We start from the raw sequence: 16651 nt of genomic DNA, 5'->3' as shown, positions 1-16651 counted from the left end.
TTTTTATTTCTTGGGTCCTTGCTCCAGCTGAGCAAGTCTATTTTTGAGTGCCATCCACTCATCGCGGAGACGGGCAGCTTCCATAAAGTTCAATTCCTTGGCTGCCTTTTCCATCTGCTTTTGTGTCTGAGCAATCAGTTTTTCCAGTTTCTCTTTTCCGAGATATTGTACTACCGGATCAGCTGCGATAGCAGTCTCACCTGGCATAGGTTCGGCGTAAACTTTGGCATTTTTCTTCGAATCAGCCACCTTAGTTTGCCCCATGATTTTATCTCTGGACTTGATGACAGTTTTTGGCGTAATGCCATGCTCTTCATTGTAGGCCATCTGCAGGGATCTTCTTCTTTTGGTCTCATCGATAGCCATTTGCATGGAATCCGTGATATGATCTGCATACATGATTACCCGGCCTTCTGAGTTACGTGCAGCCCGGCCTATCGTCTGTACCAAACTTCGCTCATTTCGAAGGAAACCCTCCTTGTCTGCATCCAAAATGGCAACAAGCGCCACTTCAGGCAAGTCAAGCCCTTCCCGAAGCAAGTTCACCCCGACGAGAACATCAAAGATTCCCAAACGCAATTCCCGAAGTATCTCCACCCGATCAAGGGTTTTCACCTCGGAGTGTATGTAGCGGGATTTCACCCCGGCACGTTCTAGGTACTTTTGCAGCTCCTCAGCCATCCGCTTGGTTAAAGTAGTGACCAATACTCGCGCGTCTTGCTTGATCGTTTGATCAATTTCCTCGAGCAGATCATCGATTTGATTTTGGCTTGGGCGAACTTCAATGGTAGGATCTAACAGACCTGTTGGACGGATAATTTGCTCAACGACCACCCCTTCCGTTTTCGCAAGTTCATAATCTGCCGGCGTGGCTGAGACATAAATGACCTGATTGGTCAGGTTTTCGAATTCATCGAATTTCAGGGGACGGTTGTCCAAAGCTGAGGGCAAACGAAATCCAAAATCCACTAAATTAACTTTTCGGGATCGGTCTCCTCCCCACATGGCCCGAACCTGCGGCACCGTGACATGCGATTCATCAATCACAAGCAGGTAATCATCTGGAAAATAGTCCAAAAGACAGAAAGGACGCATTCCCGGTTGACGGCGATCAAAGTAGCGGGAATAGTTCTCCACACCTGAGCAATAGCCTAACTCCCGGATCATTTCCAGATCAAATTCAGTCCGCTCTTGCAAGCGCTTAGCTTCAATGAATTTCCCCTCCTTTTCGAAGAAATTAACCTGAGCGACCATATCATCCTGGATTTCATGAATGGCTTTATCAATGGTGTCACGTCCTGTTACGAAAAGATTTGCCGGGAAAATAGAGATGATTTTTTCATCGTTCAGCTTCTTACCGCTAGCCGGATCGATCCGCTGAATTGCCTCAATCTCATCCCCCCAAAAGAAAATCCTATAGCCCCAATCCGCATAGGCCACAAAAATATCCACTGTATCACCTTTGACTCGGAAAGTACCGTGCGTCAATTCATGCTGAGTTCGAGAATACAAAATATCCACCAACTTGAATAAAAGCTGATTTCTGGGAATTCGATCCCCCTCTTGGAGCCGGATTACACTTTTCCCAAATTCCTCCGGATTTCCGATACCATAGATACAGGAAACTGAAGCCACCACAATCACATCTCTACGCCCGGTAAGCAAAGAAGATGTTGCACTAAGTCGCAATTTTTCGATCTCTTCATTGATCGAAAGGTCCTTTTCTATATAAGTACCTGAACTGGGAATAAAGGCCTCAGGCTGATAGTAGTCATAATATGAAATAAAATATTCGACTGCATTTTCTGGAAAAAATTGCTTGAATTCCCCATAAAGTTGAGCGGCAAGGGTCTTGTTATGACTCAAAATCAAGGTGGGTTTTTGAACCTCCTGAATTACATTGGCTATCGTGAAAGTCTTTCCCGAACCTGTCACTCCCAAGAGTACTTGTGCTTCATCACCCTCATTGACCCCATTAGTCAATTCTTTGATTGCCTTTGGCTGATCTCCAGTAGGTTGATAGTCTGATGTGATTTTAAATTCCATACTTTTCTACAAACACCTTTTGGGGCTATAATAGTTTGGGCAAATCTGAATTAGGCAGAAATAGCTTTATACTTATCGACATTGTAGTACAGATAATTCGTGCGAAGAATCACTACAAGTAAAATTGGAATAAGGCTTGGGTGAAAGGACTGGAATCCCAAAATCCAGAAAACCACAGCCGCATCAGCCAAAATCAAAGCTGCAAGCAGGTAATGACGCACCCAAGGTTTTAGATTTTTGCGAAGCAAGGCAAAAGCTAATATCAAATGCCCAGGAAAAGCCCAAAGAATATTCCAGTTCCACTGAGTGGCTGAATGCTCTGTAGCAAACCAAAGCAAAAAGATGACTATGCCCAAAATACCCAAGATCGAAAATAGGGCTACATCAAAGCCGATAAACAAGCGCTTTCGCTTGAAGCCGATATAGGTAATCACTGTAAATACAACTGCCACCAGCCAAAACAGCCAGTAGGGATTCAGACTTGGCATTGCGGCATTTTGTCTAGGGAAATCCAAAATGACATGATTCTCCTTCACAAGTGGTCTAGTCGGACCATCCCCTACGATACTTGCTCTCGCAAAGGCTTTTTCCATGTAATCAGGCAAAAACTGCTCCTCCTGTGCCGTAGCATCCCGGTCGATCACTGCCCCTAGAGCCAAATCTATCCCCAAGTCTGCCCAAGGCATATTCAAAACATATTCATCGATCAAGTTTCGGAAGGTCTTTTCGGATTTATCGGCTCCCTCATCATTCCAGACCAATTTGTCACCTAATACCAAATCCATCGCATCCCGAATTCGCGTGGCACAATTATCAAAAAAGAAATCGTAGCGATAGTACCGCCGCTCAGGAAGGTAATTGACCTGAAGAAACTCCACCATATACTTTTCCTGCTCCAGACTTAAATTCAACACTTGTTCTCGAATGGACCGCTTCTCTCGAGTATAGGTCGCCACAAAATCTGCATAAGTACTCACGCTAAGCATGTAATCCAGTCTGCCTCCTGCAAATTTCCCGTAGAAATTGGGCGTATTGAAATTGAAGGTACCGTAGTTGAATACATAGTCCGTACCCTTGATATTATCCAGCACACGAATGGCGCTATGTCCAAAAGCCATGTAGAGCTCATCTCCCGGATCACAGGTCAGCAAACTGATTCGATATAACTGAGCTTGAGAGACATAGACCTGACTAACTAAGAGAAAAATAATCAGACCGATAACTTTCTTTTTTGATTTCATTGTATTAACTTAATTGTCCTTTTTCAACACTTTTTACTTTGGATATGAGGGACAAAACGATGTGCCTACGGATATTTTTCCGATGCCGAATATACAGGATTATGTCGGCTTTTGGAGTCATGTGCTTGACTTGCGCGGTTCTCTATGCCCAAGAAACCGGAGCATTTCGGACTGTTTCGACCGGCAATTTTAATAATCTCACCATTTGGGAAATCTTTGATGGCAGCACTTGGGCGGCAGCCAGCTTTCTACCCAATCAAAATCACGATATCTACATCGAACAAACCCACACTCTTACACTCACTCAAAACGAAGCAGTCAAAAGTTTATTTATCAATGCCGAAGCTGGAGCAGGTCAAAAGTTAAACCTGAATGGATTTAATTTAGATGTTTATGGGTCTTTACAAGGTTTTGACGGAGCAGCCCCCGGAACTCCAAATAGAGCTTGGAATAGTATCAATTGGATAGGAGATTCACCCACCTCCACCATCACTTTTCGTGGAAATAGCAGAGTAATCATTCCACTTAATACATGGAGCGCTCAATCAGACAGAAGCCGATATTCGGTAATATTTGATCCAGGTTCCGGACAGACATTAATTATTGAAGAGGCTTTCAAAGCCTTAAGTTTTATCATTCGAAGCGGAACAGTTTTACAAAGGCTGGACACAAGTGTTACACCTGGAAACTGTCCCACCTTTTCATTTAATACGGAAACCACTGTTTTTGGTCCTGGCCCATTTGGCGAGCTGATTATTGAGCCCGGCGCCCAATTAATTTCTGAATGCAATGATGAGATTCTTTTCCGATCGGGCTCCGTCAGTGCTTTGCAATTCGTCCTTCAAAATGGGGCAGAACTAATCCTCGAAGGCGAAACCCCAGAAATCGAAGCAGCAAACTTTCAACTGAATGGCACCATAATCCATCGTGGCGGAAGCAGCACCAAGACATTTCTAGCTTCTACCTATCCTGATGCAGCTATCCCAAATGCCATTCGAAACCTAGAACTCCAAGGATCTGAAGATTTAATTTTGCCTTCCGATCTTTTCATTCTTGGAGATCTTCGACAAAGTGGGACGGGGGAAATCTCAGCCACGAGCTCACACTTATACTTTGTAGGAAATGGAGATCAGCAAATCGAAAACTTTTTACTGACCTCTCAAAACATGTCACTCAATAAACCTGCCGGGGACTTGACTATCGAAGCTGACTTGAATGTGACCGAGACACTCTATTTACAAAGTGGAAGTCTAGATCTAAATGGGAATACCCTAACGGTAAACTCTTCCGGAATCGGAGGTATCAACTATTCCGGCGGAACTTGGAAAAATGCCAATTCATTTATTTACTCCAATCTACCCACTACACTTACTGCTACAAATGGCACCTTCCCATTTGAAGATGTGGCTAACAGAGGAGAAAGGCTAGTGCAGCTTTTGGGTACAACGGCTGGAGGTGATTTAGAAATTACCTTCACCGAATTTGAAGGAGCTGACTTCAATGCAGGATTTCAGGATACAGATGGAACTGACATTCTCTACCGCTTATTTTCCTATTTCCAATTTTCGGGATTTAATCCTAGTCCAAACTTATTGGAGCTTCGAATTTCAGCAGATCAATTGATCGTAGATGATGTAGATGACCTTCGGATTGTTGGAACCGGCTATGCGGCACCTGGAAATAACATTTCGGGCCTCGACCCTGTCAGACTTTGGGCAAGAAGAGATGTGCCTATAAATGACTTTTCAGGAATCAATTTCACAATTGGCAGTTTCCGAACCTTGAGTATTCTTCCAATTGAGTTTTTTGATTTCGAAGTAAGTTGGAAAGAATCCGCTCCGGAAATTAGATGGAAGGTCAGGGATGAAAAAGCTGGGCAATTTGAAGTTTATAGAAGTGAAAATCCAAAAGAAACATGGAATCTCTTAGGTGCGGTTGAATCGGATCCTGAGAAGCAAGGCAGATACAATTGGCAGGATGTCACGGCAAAAAAGTTTAAGACCTATTTTTACCGAATCAAGCATGTGGAAGAGACGACAGATTTGATCTCTTGGTCTAACACAGTCAGGTTAAACCCAATAAATCCAATTCCAGAGAATGGTATTATTTATCCTAACCCTTATACAACAGGTCCATTACACCTGAAACTTCCTACCGAAATTGACCCTCAGAATGCAGAGATCAAGGTCTTCCATAAAAATGAAACATCCTTAATTCAAGAATCCTTAGACTCTCCGCAGCTAATCTCAGATTTGAAACGGCTAAGGCCAGGGCTCTATTTCATCCAAATCAACTCAAGCGAAATTCAACTGAATTTTAGATGGATTAGAAAATAATGTTTGATGGAAGTTCAAGTCATCTATTTTTTGATCGGTATTTTCAAAAAATAGATATTTCCTATCTTGAAATTCCAACCTAGCAAAAACCTATGACAATCCTTCTCGTCCTGATCAGTATTGCCTTATTGGTGATTTTGATCGTTTGGGCCAAGCTCAATCCATTTTTAGCCTTTCTGATCTCATCCATAGTAGCAGGCTTTTTATTGGGCCTCCCTGCCGATCAGATTGCAGGTTCGGTACAAAAAGGAATGGGAGGTCTGCTTGGGGATTTGGTCGTGGTCATCGTGATGGGAGCTATGTTAGGGAAATTAGTGGCCGAAAGCGGCGCTGCACAGCGAATAGCGGGCTTTTTGATGAAATTATTTGGCAAAAACCGCATCACTTGGGCCATGTCACTCACAGGCCTCATTGTTGGAATTCCACTTTTCTACAATGTAGGCTTTGTCCTTTTAGTGCCTCTGGCCTTCACAGTTGCTTATCAATATCGCTTATCCGCCGTGTATGTGGGTATTCCGCTTTTAGCAGCCTTATCGGTGACCCATGGATTTCTACCTCCTCATCCATCTCCTGCAGCCCTGGTAGCTCAGTTTGATGCCAATATGGGTTTAACCTTGCTCTACGGCTTGTTGATCACCATTCCTACAGTAGCATTGGCAGGGCCTGTTTTTGCTAAGAGCCTGAAAAATATCCAAGCCAAGCCCTTGGAAACTTTCCAAGCGGAGGTCCGGGAGGAAAGCGAATTACCTGGAATAGCCAATAGCTTGATTACCGCTCTCCTGCCTGTTTTTCTACTGATTGGCACCACGGTCATTAGCTTAGGACTTACAGAAAGCAGTCCTTTAAGACCTCTATTCGGCTTTTTGGGAGACCCTGGAGTGGTGATGCTTGTATCGGTGCTCTATGCTACTTACTCGCTAGGCATTCGAAGAAAAACCTCTATGAAAAAACTCATGGACAGCTACACTCAGGCCACCAAAGATATTGCCATGATTTTGCTGATTGTAGCTGGAGCAGGAGCATTGAAGCAGATATTTACCGACTCAGGAGTGAGTCAGGAAATAGCGGATGGCCTCAAAGACTGGCCCATCCACCCACTGATTCTTGCCTGGACTATCACTGCAATTATTCGCGTTTGCGTGGGTTCTGCTACCGTAGCCGGTCTGACCACCGCAGGAATTATCGCTCCCATTATCCATACCATGAACGTAGACCCAAACTTATTGGTCCTTTCCATTGGAGCAGGAAGCTTGATGTTTTCTCATTTCAATGATGCGGGATTCTGGATGTATAAGGAATTTTTCAATCTAAGTATCAAAGACACGATCAAAACCTGGTCCTTGATGGAAACATTGGTTGCCATCATTGGACTGATTGGCGTATTGATTTTAGACTTTTTTATCTAGGGCTGAAAGAGATCATTGGTCAATGCTCGATTAGTTAGATTATATCAAGTATCTACACTAAATTAAACTTGGATTTAAACACCTATAAAAAATGAACTCTCCAGAATCAAACTTTAAAAAACTAGGCCTTGAACTTCCTCCTGCACCCAAACCTCTTGGAGTGTATAAGCCATTCCTAATCGATGGGAAATACCTTCATCTTTCCGGACATGGGACAGTCAAATCCGATGGAACTTTAATTATCGGCAGAGTGGGTGAAGACTTGGATACCGAGCAGGGAAAACTAGCAGCAAGACAAGTTGGTCTAGCTATGCTTGCCACAATCAAAGCTAATTTGGGAAGCTTGGACCGGGTAAAGCGCGTGATCAAAGTCTTGGGCATGGTCAATTGCGTCCCTCACTTTGAAAAGCACCCCTACATCATCAATGGCTGCAGTGAGCTTTTTGCAGAAATATGGGGAGAAGACAATGGAATTGGGGTTCGTTCTGCAGTGGGAATGGGCTCGCTGCCGGATAATATCCCGGTTGAAATTGAGGCCCTGTTTGAGCTAAAAGAGTAAGTTAAGGCTCGACCAAAGCCTTATAGGATTCAAATACGCTTAGGATATCCCGTACATAGTTTACAGCTAGATGCCCCTTGGCAAATCCACTTCGGACTAAGGGATCCAAGTAATATTCCGGATCGCTCTTGAGGGCTAAATATTCTGCTACCTCTTCCCAAGTCTGGGTATTGGCTCCGTATTTCAACGCTAGTCTCCAAGCATCTTCGACATGTCCGTGACCAATATTATAACTGGCTAGAATAAACTTGATTCGCTCATTTACCTCGGGAACTCGCTCCAACCAAAACTTATCCAAGTACCTCAGGTATCGAACTCCTCCTCTAAGAGATTCGATCGGATCATTTGGATTTTCTACCCCAAATCGCTCCAAGGTCACAGGCATCAGCTGAAGTAAGCCTTGGGCTCCAGCGTAAGAAGTGGCTGCCGTATCAAAGCGAGACTCTCTGTATACCAATGAAGCCAATAGTCTCCAATCCCAACCCAATTCCCTGGCGCCTTCTTTGATCAGATCATCAAAAACCGAAATACGATTGCCTGCCAAAGATGAAAAGGGACTCGTAGAACGGTAATAACTATTCTTAGAATTCAGGAAATACTTGGAATAGAGAATAGGAATCAACTTTTTTTCATTTTCCTCAATCCAAGTATTCACAGCTTGAAGGAGCTGAGGAGAGTTTTTCCGAACAAGCCAGCCCACTTCTTTGGCCTCAGATATCTTCCAGGAGATATTCAGTCCATCGAAATAGGTTGCATTTGCTCTCGCAATATTTTGATCGGCTACCGTCCACCGAATTTCCTCCGAAACCACTTTCTCGATCAGCGTCTCCTCATGAAGCCTTGATTCTTCAATGGTAAAATTCACATTCAAGGAATCTTTGATCCTACAAAGCTGTGACTTGTAGATTGTTCCTTTTCTCACATAAATGGTGTCCCCCTCCAAATCTTCCCAACTCTGAATACGAGGCGAATTGGTTGACCCAACCAAGACGGTGTTGATGGTGCCAAGAGGTTTCGAAAAATTTCCTTTCTGAAATCTCAAAGAATCAAACTCAAGATTCATGGCAATCAAATCCACTCCTCCGGAATTCAACTGATCAAATGCTTCATCGATTTCCGTGAGCACCTTGATTTCAAGACCCAGCTCCAGTTCTTCGCTGAGATCACGAAGCATCTCATACTCGTACCCCATCATTCTACCTCGGTAGATGTAGTATCCCGTCGAATTATTATCAACAGCAACCCGTAAAGTTCCTCGATTTTTGATCCCCTTGAGATCTAGAAAATAAGATGGCTCATCTTCAGGGGAGGGAAAATACTTTTCTAAAAAGGTGCACTGAACCCCAAATAAGCTAAGAATTAGAAAGGTACTAATGATTCGAAAGGCTTTGTACATACACGAGAGATCAACTCTCAGTTGGTTCGAAAAGCCTGATAGTCAAATGGTATGCCAAAATACAATTTGCCCATCTTCACGCGGATACCGATGAAGTTTAAAAATCAGTTCAGAGGCAATTGATCAGAGCTGTTTTCAAAATAAATTTTCCCTGATAGACGCATGAGTTCTATTTCCTGCTCTTTGATATTGTAAATGGAAGTGATCAGTCTGTTTTCTGCTGTCAACAAATTGACCTGCGCATCCCGAAACTCCAAATACGAAGCTATACCCAATCGAAACCGCTCCAATGCTATCTCACTACTTTCTTTTGCCACGGCATAGTTACGCTGCTCGATTTCCAGAAGCTCACGATTGTTCATATAGGTATTAAATGCTCGGTAAAGATCTGATTTCAACTGTATTTCAAACTGATCCACCGTGTAATTCTGAATTCTTTGCTGCACCTTGGCATTTTGAATCTGACGATTAAGTGCGAAACCAGAAAAGAGATTGAAGGAAATATTACCCCCGTAATTAAAACCGGATCGTTGGTTTTGAATCAAAAAACCAGCAACGGAATTAAAAGTATTGTCTGCATAGCTTGCATTCAAGTTGATCGCAGGCAGTCTTGCGACCTGAAGCTCTCGAAGCTGTAGGAAGGCTACGTTTTCCTGCCGCTGGGTGATAAGCCACTGCTTATTTTGAAGCAAGGCATTTTCTTCCAAATCCAGCAATCTCAATTCATCACCCACCGTGATCGTGTCATTGACGAAAAATTTAACACCGGGCTCAAGAGCCATCAGTTCATTGAGATTAATCCGAGCAGCTTCGATTACCTGGGATTGACTTTTCAATAGGCTCAAATCAGTGTTGTAATCGACCTCTGCTGTCAAAAAATCTCTTTTTCCTGCACCACCCAATTCATATTGGGCTTGCGCAATATCCAATCTTGCCTGACTGAGTTCGAGCGTGCGCTCCAAAACTTCATAACGCTGAAGCTCCAAAACCAATCGATAATAGGCTGTAGAAATCGCTGCTACGGTATTTTCAACCGCAACTTTTGCATCCAATTCAGAAATCTCAGCGAGTTGGCCAAGCCGCTTGATCGCAACAACTGCCTCGGGACGAAACCCATAAATTGCAGCCATTGTAAAATTTTCTGATTGAGTTCTTGCCCCTAGAATTTCTATGGGCGTTTCAGGATCATTCCGAAAGGTTTGAACCACATCTTCATTAGCATAGCTTCGAGTATAAATCGCATCCACCACCGGAAAGAAAGCAGACCAACCCAGACCAATTTCACCCTGTCGAAGACTGATCGTCTCCACGGCAATTTTGACCTGAAAATTATTCTCCAATCCTTGCTGAATGGCTTTTTCCAAATCCAGCGGTTCTTGGTCTTGTGCTAGTAAAGGCTGTGTCATCAGGCCTAAAATCAGGCCTATCAAAATTTTCTTCATCAGGTTCTTGCGAGTCTTGCTTCTTTAGAAGTCAGATATGTATAAATAGCTGGAATGACGAACAATGTCAAAATAGTGGCGAAAGTAAGTCCTCCGATTACGGCTGCGCCCATCGGTACCCTACTTTCTGCACCGGCTCCCAGTCCAAGAGCAATAGGGAGAATACCCAAAATAGTCGAAAGTGAGGTCATCAAGATCGGCCGGAAACGAGCGACTGCTGCTCCATAAATTGCCTCATTCACAGACATGCCCTGTGCTTTTCGCTGATTGGCAAATTCCACAATCAGAATTCCGTTTTTGGTCACCAAACCAATAAGCATGATAATTCCGATCTGAGAGAAAATATTCAGTGTAAAGCCAAAAGACCATAAAGTCAAGAGCGCTCCAAATAATGCCAAAGGCACTGTAAACATGATAATCAGCGGATCTTTGAAGCTTTCAAACTGAGCAGAAAGCACCAAATAGATCAAGACCAATGCAAACAGGAACGCAAAGATCAAACTATTAGAACTCTCCCGGAATTCCTTTGAAGGTCCAGAAACATCGGTCGAAAAGCTATCATCCAGCACTTCATCTGCTACACGGTCCATTTCTTCAAGTCCCTGACCGATGGTGTAGCCATCGGCTAAGTTTGCAGAGACGGTGGCTGATACAAATCGATTGAAACGGTAAAGCTGAGGTGGAGTACTTGTTTCAACAACCCTCACCAAATTATCCAACTGAACCAACTCCCCATTTTCAGCCCGGACATAGAGCATCCTTAGGTTTAAAGGCTCATTTCTATCCTCCAGCTGCATCTCACCGACCACCTGATACTGCTTACCATTCATGATGAAATAAGCAAATCGCTGTCCTGAGTAGGATAATTGAAGGGTCCTAGCAATCTCCTGAACAGAAACCCCAATATTTCGAGCTTTTTCACGATCGATTTCTATCTCAAGCTCCGGCTTAGTAAACTTCAAATTGATATCAGAGAAGATAAAGGCTGGACTTTGACCAACTTTTTCCATGAAAGGAGGGATGACCTCTTTCAACTTTTCAAGAGTTGGTGCCTGAAGCACATACTGAATAGGCAAGCCTCCTCGACGGTTACCAATTGCTTGAGGCTGGGAAGCAAATGCTCTGACAGCTGTATATCCAGCAAGCTTTTGATTGACTGCCGTGAAAATTTCCTGCTGCGATCGGGTCCTGTTTTCAGCATCAGTCAAGATCAATCGCCCAAAACCCGAATTGGTACTAGCCGTACCAAAGCCCGGTGAAGTTACAGAGATGATTCCAGCCAGTTCTTCCTCTGGGATGGTCGCTTTGAAATCAGCCACCATCTCATCGATCACGCGATCCATGTAGCCGAAGGTCGCACCTTCTGGACCCGACATATTAATTCGGATTTCACCTCTATCTTCTGTTGGCGTAAGTTCTGAAGGGATTTCATTGAACATCCAATAAATCCCAAATCCCATTACTCCAATCAAAAGAAATGCAATCCACCTCACCTTGAAAAATTGACTCAATAAGGCATCGTATCCATCGTTGAGCCATACGAAAATTGGTTCTGTCTTATTGTAAAACCAATTATGCTTTTCTCGACGCTTCAGCAATTTTGAGCTCAACATCGGGGTCATAGTCAAGGCCACAAAAGATGAAATGATTACGGCTCCTGCTACTACAATACCAAATTCTCTAAATAGCCTTCCGGTCGTTCCGGTTAGGAAAATCACTGGCAAGAATACCGCTGCGAGTGCAACTGTGGTCGCAATTACCGCAAAGAAGATTTCTTCAGCGCCCTTGGCTGCTGCATCTTGTGGTTTTTCGCCCTTCTCTATTCGGGCGTAGATATTCTCCAGCACTACAATCGCATCATCCACTACCAATCCAATTGACAGTACAATCCCCAACAAAGTCAAAACATTGATGGAAAAATCTAGCAAGTACATGATAAAGAACACCCCAATCAATGAGATAGGAATAGTCAGTACCGGGATAAAAGTAGTTCTCCAGTCTCTTAAGAACAGGAAGATGATTGCAACCACCAGGATAAATGCTGTGATAATGGTTTCCTGTACCTCAGAAATCGAATCTCTGATGTACTGCGTAGAATCAAAACCAATCTGCAAACCTACATCTGCCGGCAAGTCTTTTTTGATAAATTCTAGTCGTCTATAAAACTCATCGACGATTTCAATATTGTTAGATCCTGGCAAAGGAACCAAAACTACGCCGACCATCGGAACTCCGTCCCGCTTGAGGACAGTTCGCTCATTGAGAGCTGCCAATTCCGCCTTTCCTACATCCTGAAAACGAACAATATTATTCTGATCCTCTTTGATGATCAGTTGATTGAATTCCTGTGGCGTGGAAAGTCTACTTTTTGTTCGGACAGACAGTTCAATGGTTTCTCCTTCTATTCGTCCTGATGGTAATTCTACGTTTTCAGACTGTACTTTCTGCAAAACATCAAGTGGAGTGATTCCATAAGACGCCATTTTCAAAGGGTCCATACGTAGCCTAATGGCATACTCTTTTTCACCCCAAATTTGAACTCTACTGACTCCAGGAATGGTCTGAAGTCTTTCTTTGAAAATATTATCAGCAATATCCGAAAGCTCCAAAAGGGTCCGCTCGTCACTTTTGACATTCAAAAATACAATGGGTTGAGAGTCGGCATCAGCCTTGGATACTACAGGAGGTTCGGCATCAGGAGGAAGGTTTCGCTGAGCACCCGCGACTTTATCTCGCACGTCATTGGCAGCAGCTTCCAAATCCGCTCCCACATCAAACTCAACTGTGATGCTACTGGAGCCATCATTACTGGTCGAAGTCAGGGATTTGATCCCCTGAATACCATTAATGGCCTCTTCTAGCGGTTCAGTGATTTGTGCTTCAATAACGTCGGCATTGGCACCCACATAATTTGTACGCACACTAATTACAGGCGGATCCACACTGGGAAACTCCCGGATACCTAGAAGTGAAATCCCAATAGAACCAAAAAGTAGGATGATCAGGGACATCACTATGGCCAAAACCGGCCTATTAATACTGAGATTGGATAAGCTAGCCATCTTAGTTGATTTGTGTGTATTCTACAGGCATTCCTTGTCGCGCTTGAAGGACTCCCGTGGCAAGGACGAGATCTCCCTCTTCCAGACCACTGACTATTTGTACTTGAGTATCTGTCCGGGTGCCGATTTCGACTACTCGCTCTTGAGCTTTATTTTCAGCATCCACCACATATACCTTATAACCTTGCAACTCCGGAATCACGGATTCTGCAGGTACCATCAATGCATCTTCTGTCTCTCCTAGAATAAAGCGAATTCGCACATACATTCCTGGGAGAAATAAATTATCCTTATTAGGGCTTTGAGCCCTTAGTTTCATCGTACGCGTTGCCGCATCAATCTGAGGCTCGAATGCGTAAACAGTTCCTTCAAATTCTTTTTCGGAAGACTCATTAGTGAAGTAAATCGGAGCCCCTACTTCAACCTGATTGCTGTATCGCTCAGGGATGGAGAAATCAATCTTTATCGGATCAATATTCACAATATTAGTGATGATATCAGCTGTTCCGATCACGCTTCCTTCAGATACTTCCCTAAGGCCAAGAATTCCATCAAATGGCGCTCGAATGATTCGCTTTGCGAGTTGGGCTTCGACCAGTTTGATATCAGAAATTGTTGTATTGAACTGGTTAAGAGCGATATCATATTCTTCCTGGCTGATCGCTTCTCTTTCTAAAAGTTGCTTTTGACGATTCTCTTGAGTTTCATAAAGCTTTTGAGTGTATTGAAGGCGTTGATATTGAGCCTGCAACTCATCATCATCCAAGTAAAGAAGTGGCGTACCCTTTTTTACATATTGTCCTTCTTTGAAGGCTATTCTAGTGACCAAGCCGGACACTTCAGGACGAATGCTTACCGATTCATTGGCTAGAATACTACCTGTCACCTGAAGCTGACTGGTGAGGGTCTCTCTTTGAAGCTTAACCACCTTCACAGGCAGGGCAGAAGGCTGTCCAGGACCTGCTCCCGCAGATGCTACAGAAGTGTCGTTTGACTTTCTGAGGTCAAGTCTTGGGTACAAAATTGCTGCGGCCACTACGAGAAGAATGACTACAAAAAGGATGATTTTTGTCTGCTTGTTCATACAGAAAAGTACTGGATTTGATTATTAGTTTATACTCTTAAGGAAAGCCATTGAATGCTGATTAAATTCTGCAGGGCGCTCCACATTTACGACATGCCCGCAAGTTTGAAGAATCTTAAGACTGGCATTTTTATGTTCTTTGACGATTTTTTTCACAGGTTCCAAAAACATGATATCCTGATCTCCCATCACATATAAGGTTGGGATTTTTATTTCTACCTCTTTGAAATATCGAAGTAGCGGATTGATATCTGCGGTCAATTTGAACCATCGGATAAATTCCTTCTGACAAAGCTTTTTCGCCTCCCGGATAAATAAATTCCGGGATTCAGTGTGCTGCTTCCTAGGAAGAATCACGTACGCAAACAAACTGTAAAGCCACATGTATGGAATTACCTTTTTGAATGTATTTCCTAAGAATACCAAAACTCTTGATTTCGCATTGAGCCTAGTCACGGCACCTGCCAAAACCAAGGATTTGACTCTTTCGGGCTCCATTTCTGCCAACTGTCTTGCCAGAATAGTACCTAGTGATACCCCCATGAAATGTGCAGGAGGCATTTTCAAATGATCCAAAACTTCAATAACATCCTGCGTAACATCTTCAAAGGTGTACTCCTTCTGATATATGGCCTGCGGCAAATTGGTAGACTTCCCATGTCCTCTCAGGTCAATGAGCAATAGATTAAACTCTTCCCGAAAATCCTTGATCTGCTTATACCAGACCACCGAAGAGCCTCCGGCCCCATGGATAAAGACCACCCATTCATCAGATTTGGGATTCGGATATCTTTTGTAGTGCAACATGAAGGCTAAACTCGGATAGACCTAGCTTGGTTCAATTACACAAAAGTATCCACAATCAACTAGAATAAATTGCGAAAAACATACTGAAGGCAGATGGCTTCGACCAAAGGAAAAAATCAAGGATGTTTATTGATTCGAATTGAAACAATAACTCAGAAAAGGTCAATTGATTCAGGAAATCACAAACTCCAACCTACAGTAGTCTGGATAATGTAATCGAGGCTAGTTGCTGATTCTACAGGCTGATTATCAAAGTTGAGAGTTGTTCCTAGGTTGATATAAAAATCCGACAAGAATTCATATTTGATATCCAGCTTAAAATCCGCCCTGAATCGACCTTTTTCAGTTAAGCTAGGGTAAGTGGTCAGATTACTTAGCAATTTCAGGTCCCCAATATCATAAAGACTTACTTCCGCCCCTAAAAAGGACTCGCCGGACCTCTTTCCAGGACTATCGTCCAAAAATTGTTCATTGTTTAAGTTGGCCCCAACCTGAAAACCAAAATAAGACTTATTCGTCCTGACCACATATTTACCAATTCCGATTTTATTACCGACTCGGGAAGCTATCAACTGCTCTGTATTCGATAGATAGGTCAAATCATAAATTAAAAAGTAGTCTTTTTGGAGAAAGTACACATAGGAGATATTCCCATCGGACCTTCTTACAGGCTCAATTTCATCTTGAGTGGACCGGAGACCATTGAAAGATGATCCAAATTTCCATCGATCCGCCAAATATCCCAAACTACTCCGAAGATTGACAGTCCGTAGGTTATTAGCTCTGGTCAGACTCCACCCAAAATCTATACTTGCAGAAAGTCTGCTCCAAAAACCTTCATCCAGGGCGTTTAAATAAACGATGTCATAAATGGGGACAATGATTGATTCTGAGCCTTCAGTATCTTTTGAAATCTGTTTCTTCTTTAGCCTAATAAGCGATTCCGGATCATAAAAGGTGATCTTAACTTCATTATCTGATACACTTCTTATTTTCCCATTAAATCTCCTTCCATCCACTAAGCTTATCAAAAAGTTAGTCCTAGATTGGATATTTACAATTTGCTCCCATTCAGCCTTAAAATCACTGTCAGAGTAATCCGTCTCTATGATGATTACTCCTCGGTCCATACTTTTTATTTCTCCAATGATGAGATTTTTATTCTTAAAAACCAGCGAATCCGTTTGAGCATTTGCCAAATTAATTGATGCCAAAATGAAAAAAATCAACAAAAGTAAGTGCCTCATTTTTCGAAAGTTTTGATCCTTCTAT

At 43.0% G+C, this 16651-nt stretch carries 11 protein-coding genes; 3 read left to right on the top strand and 8 right to left on the bottom strand.

Features of this window, described 5'->3' with window-relative positions; translation table 11 throughout:
• Positions 1–3: 3 nt before the first annotated feature.
• Positions 4–2046, bottom strand: a complete 2043-nt coding sequence (uvrB, locus tag G457_RS0118295; protein WP_026947743.1) for an excinuclease ABC subunit UvrB — start codon at positions 2044–2046, stop codon at positions 4–6.
• A gap of 50 nt (positions 2047–2096) precedes the next feature.
• Complete coding sequence (locus G457_RS0118290) at positions 2097–3287, bottom strand: lipoprotein N-acyltransferase Lnb domain-containing protein (RefSeq protein ID WP_026947742.1); 1191 nt, start codon at positions 3285–3287, stop codon at positions 2097–2099.
• 101 nt (positions 3288–3388) lie between these two features.
• On the opposite strand from G457_RS0118290, the gene G457_RS0118285 reads away from it, so the two are divergent.
• The 3 genes from G457_RS0118285 (at position 3389) to G457_RS0118270 (ending at position 7588) form a co-directional block, all read left to right on the top strand.
• A complete protein-coding gene (locus G457_RS0118285; protein ID WP_026947741.1) occupies positions 3389–5623 on the top strand; it encodes a T9SS type A sorting domain-containing protein in 2235 nt (744 codons plus the stop codon).
• Positions 5624–5715: 92 nt separating this feature from the next.
• A complete protein-coding gene (locus G457_RS0118275) occupies positions 5716–7029 on the top strand; it encodes a gluconate:H+ symporter (RefSeq protein ID WP_026947740.1) in 1314 nt (437 codons plus the stop codon).
• Positions 7030–7120: 91 nt separating this feature from the next.
• Positions 7121–7588 (top strand): RidA family protein, encoded by a 468-nt coding sequence (locus G457_RS0118270; protein ID WP_026947739.1) that lies wholly within the window; start codon positions 7121–7123, stop codon positions 7586–7588.
• A gap of 1 nt (position 7589) precedes the next feature.
• Here the strand turns inward: G457_RS0118270 and G457_RS0118265 are convergent, their stop codons facing one another.
• The 6 genes from G457_RS0118265 to G457_RS0118240 all read right to left on the bottom strand — a co-directional run bounded on the left by G457_RS0118265 (position 7590) and on the right by G457_RS0118240 (position 16626).
• A complete protein-coding gene (locus G457_RS0118265; protein ID WP_026947738.1) occupies positions 7590–8984 on the bottom strand; it encodes an MltF family protein in 1395 nt (464 codons plus the stop codon).
• A gap of 104 nt (positions 8985–9088) precedes the next feature.
• The gene (locus G457_RS0118260) at positions 9089–10426 is read right to left on the bottom strand and encodes a TolC family protein (RefSeq protein ID WP_026947737.1); all 1338 of its coding nucleotides are present in this window, start codon (positions 10424–10426) and stop codon (positions 9089–9091) included.
• The gene (locus G457_RS0118255) at positions 10426–13488 is read right to left on the bottom strand and encodes an efflux RND transporter permease subunit (RefSeq protein WP_026947736.1); all 3063 of its coding nucleotides are present in this window, start codon (positions 13486–13488) and stop codon (positions 10426–10428) included. The genes G457_RS0118260 and G457_RS0118255 overlap by 1 nt, the downstream gene beginning before the upstream one ends.
• A 1-nt stretch (position 13489) precedes the next feature.
• A complete protein-coding gene (locus tag G457_RS0118250; protein ID WP_026947735.1) occupies positions 13490–14572 on the bottom strand; it encodes an efflux RND transporter periplasmic adaptor subunit in 1083 nt (360 codons plus the stop codon).
• A 24-nt stretch (positions 14573–14596) separates the two neighbouring features.
• Positions 14597–15379 carry an alpha/beta fold hydrolase gene (locus G457_RS0118245; RefSeq protein ID WP_026947734.1) on the bottom strand — a complete coding sequence of 261 codons (783 nt, stop codon included), beginning with the start codon at positions 15377–15379 and terminating at the stop codon, positions 14597–14599.
• 179 nt (positions 15380–15558) lie between these two features.
• A complete protein-coding gene (locus G457_RS0118240; protein WP_026947733.1) occupies positions 15559–16626 on the bottom strand; it encodes a DUF481 domain-containing protein in 1068 nt (355 codons plus the stop codon).
• Between the last annotated feature and the right edge of the window lie 25 nt (positions 16627–16651).

Source organism: Algoriphagus marincola DSM 16067, from assembly GCF_000429405.1.
Lineage (GTDB): Bacteria > Bacteroidota > Bacteroidia > Cytophagales > Cyclobacteriaceae > Algoriphagus > Algoriphagus marincola.
This window is presented reverse-complemented; position numbering and strand designations above follow the sequence as displayed.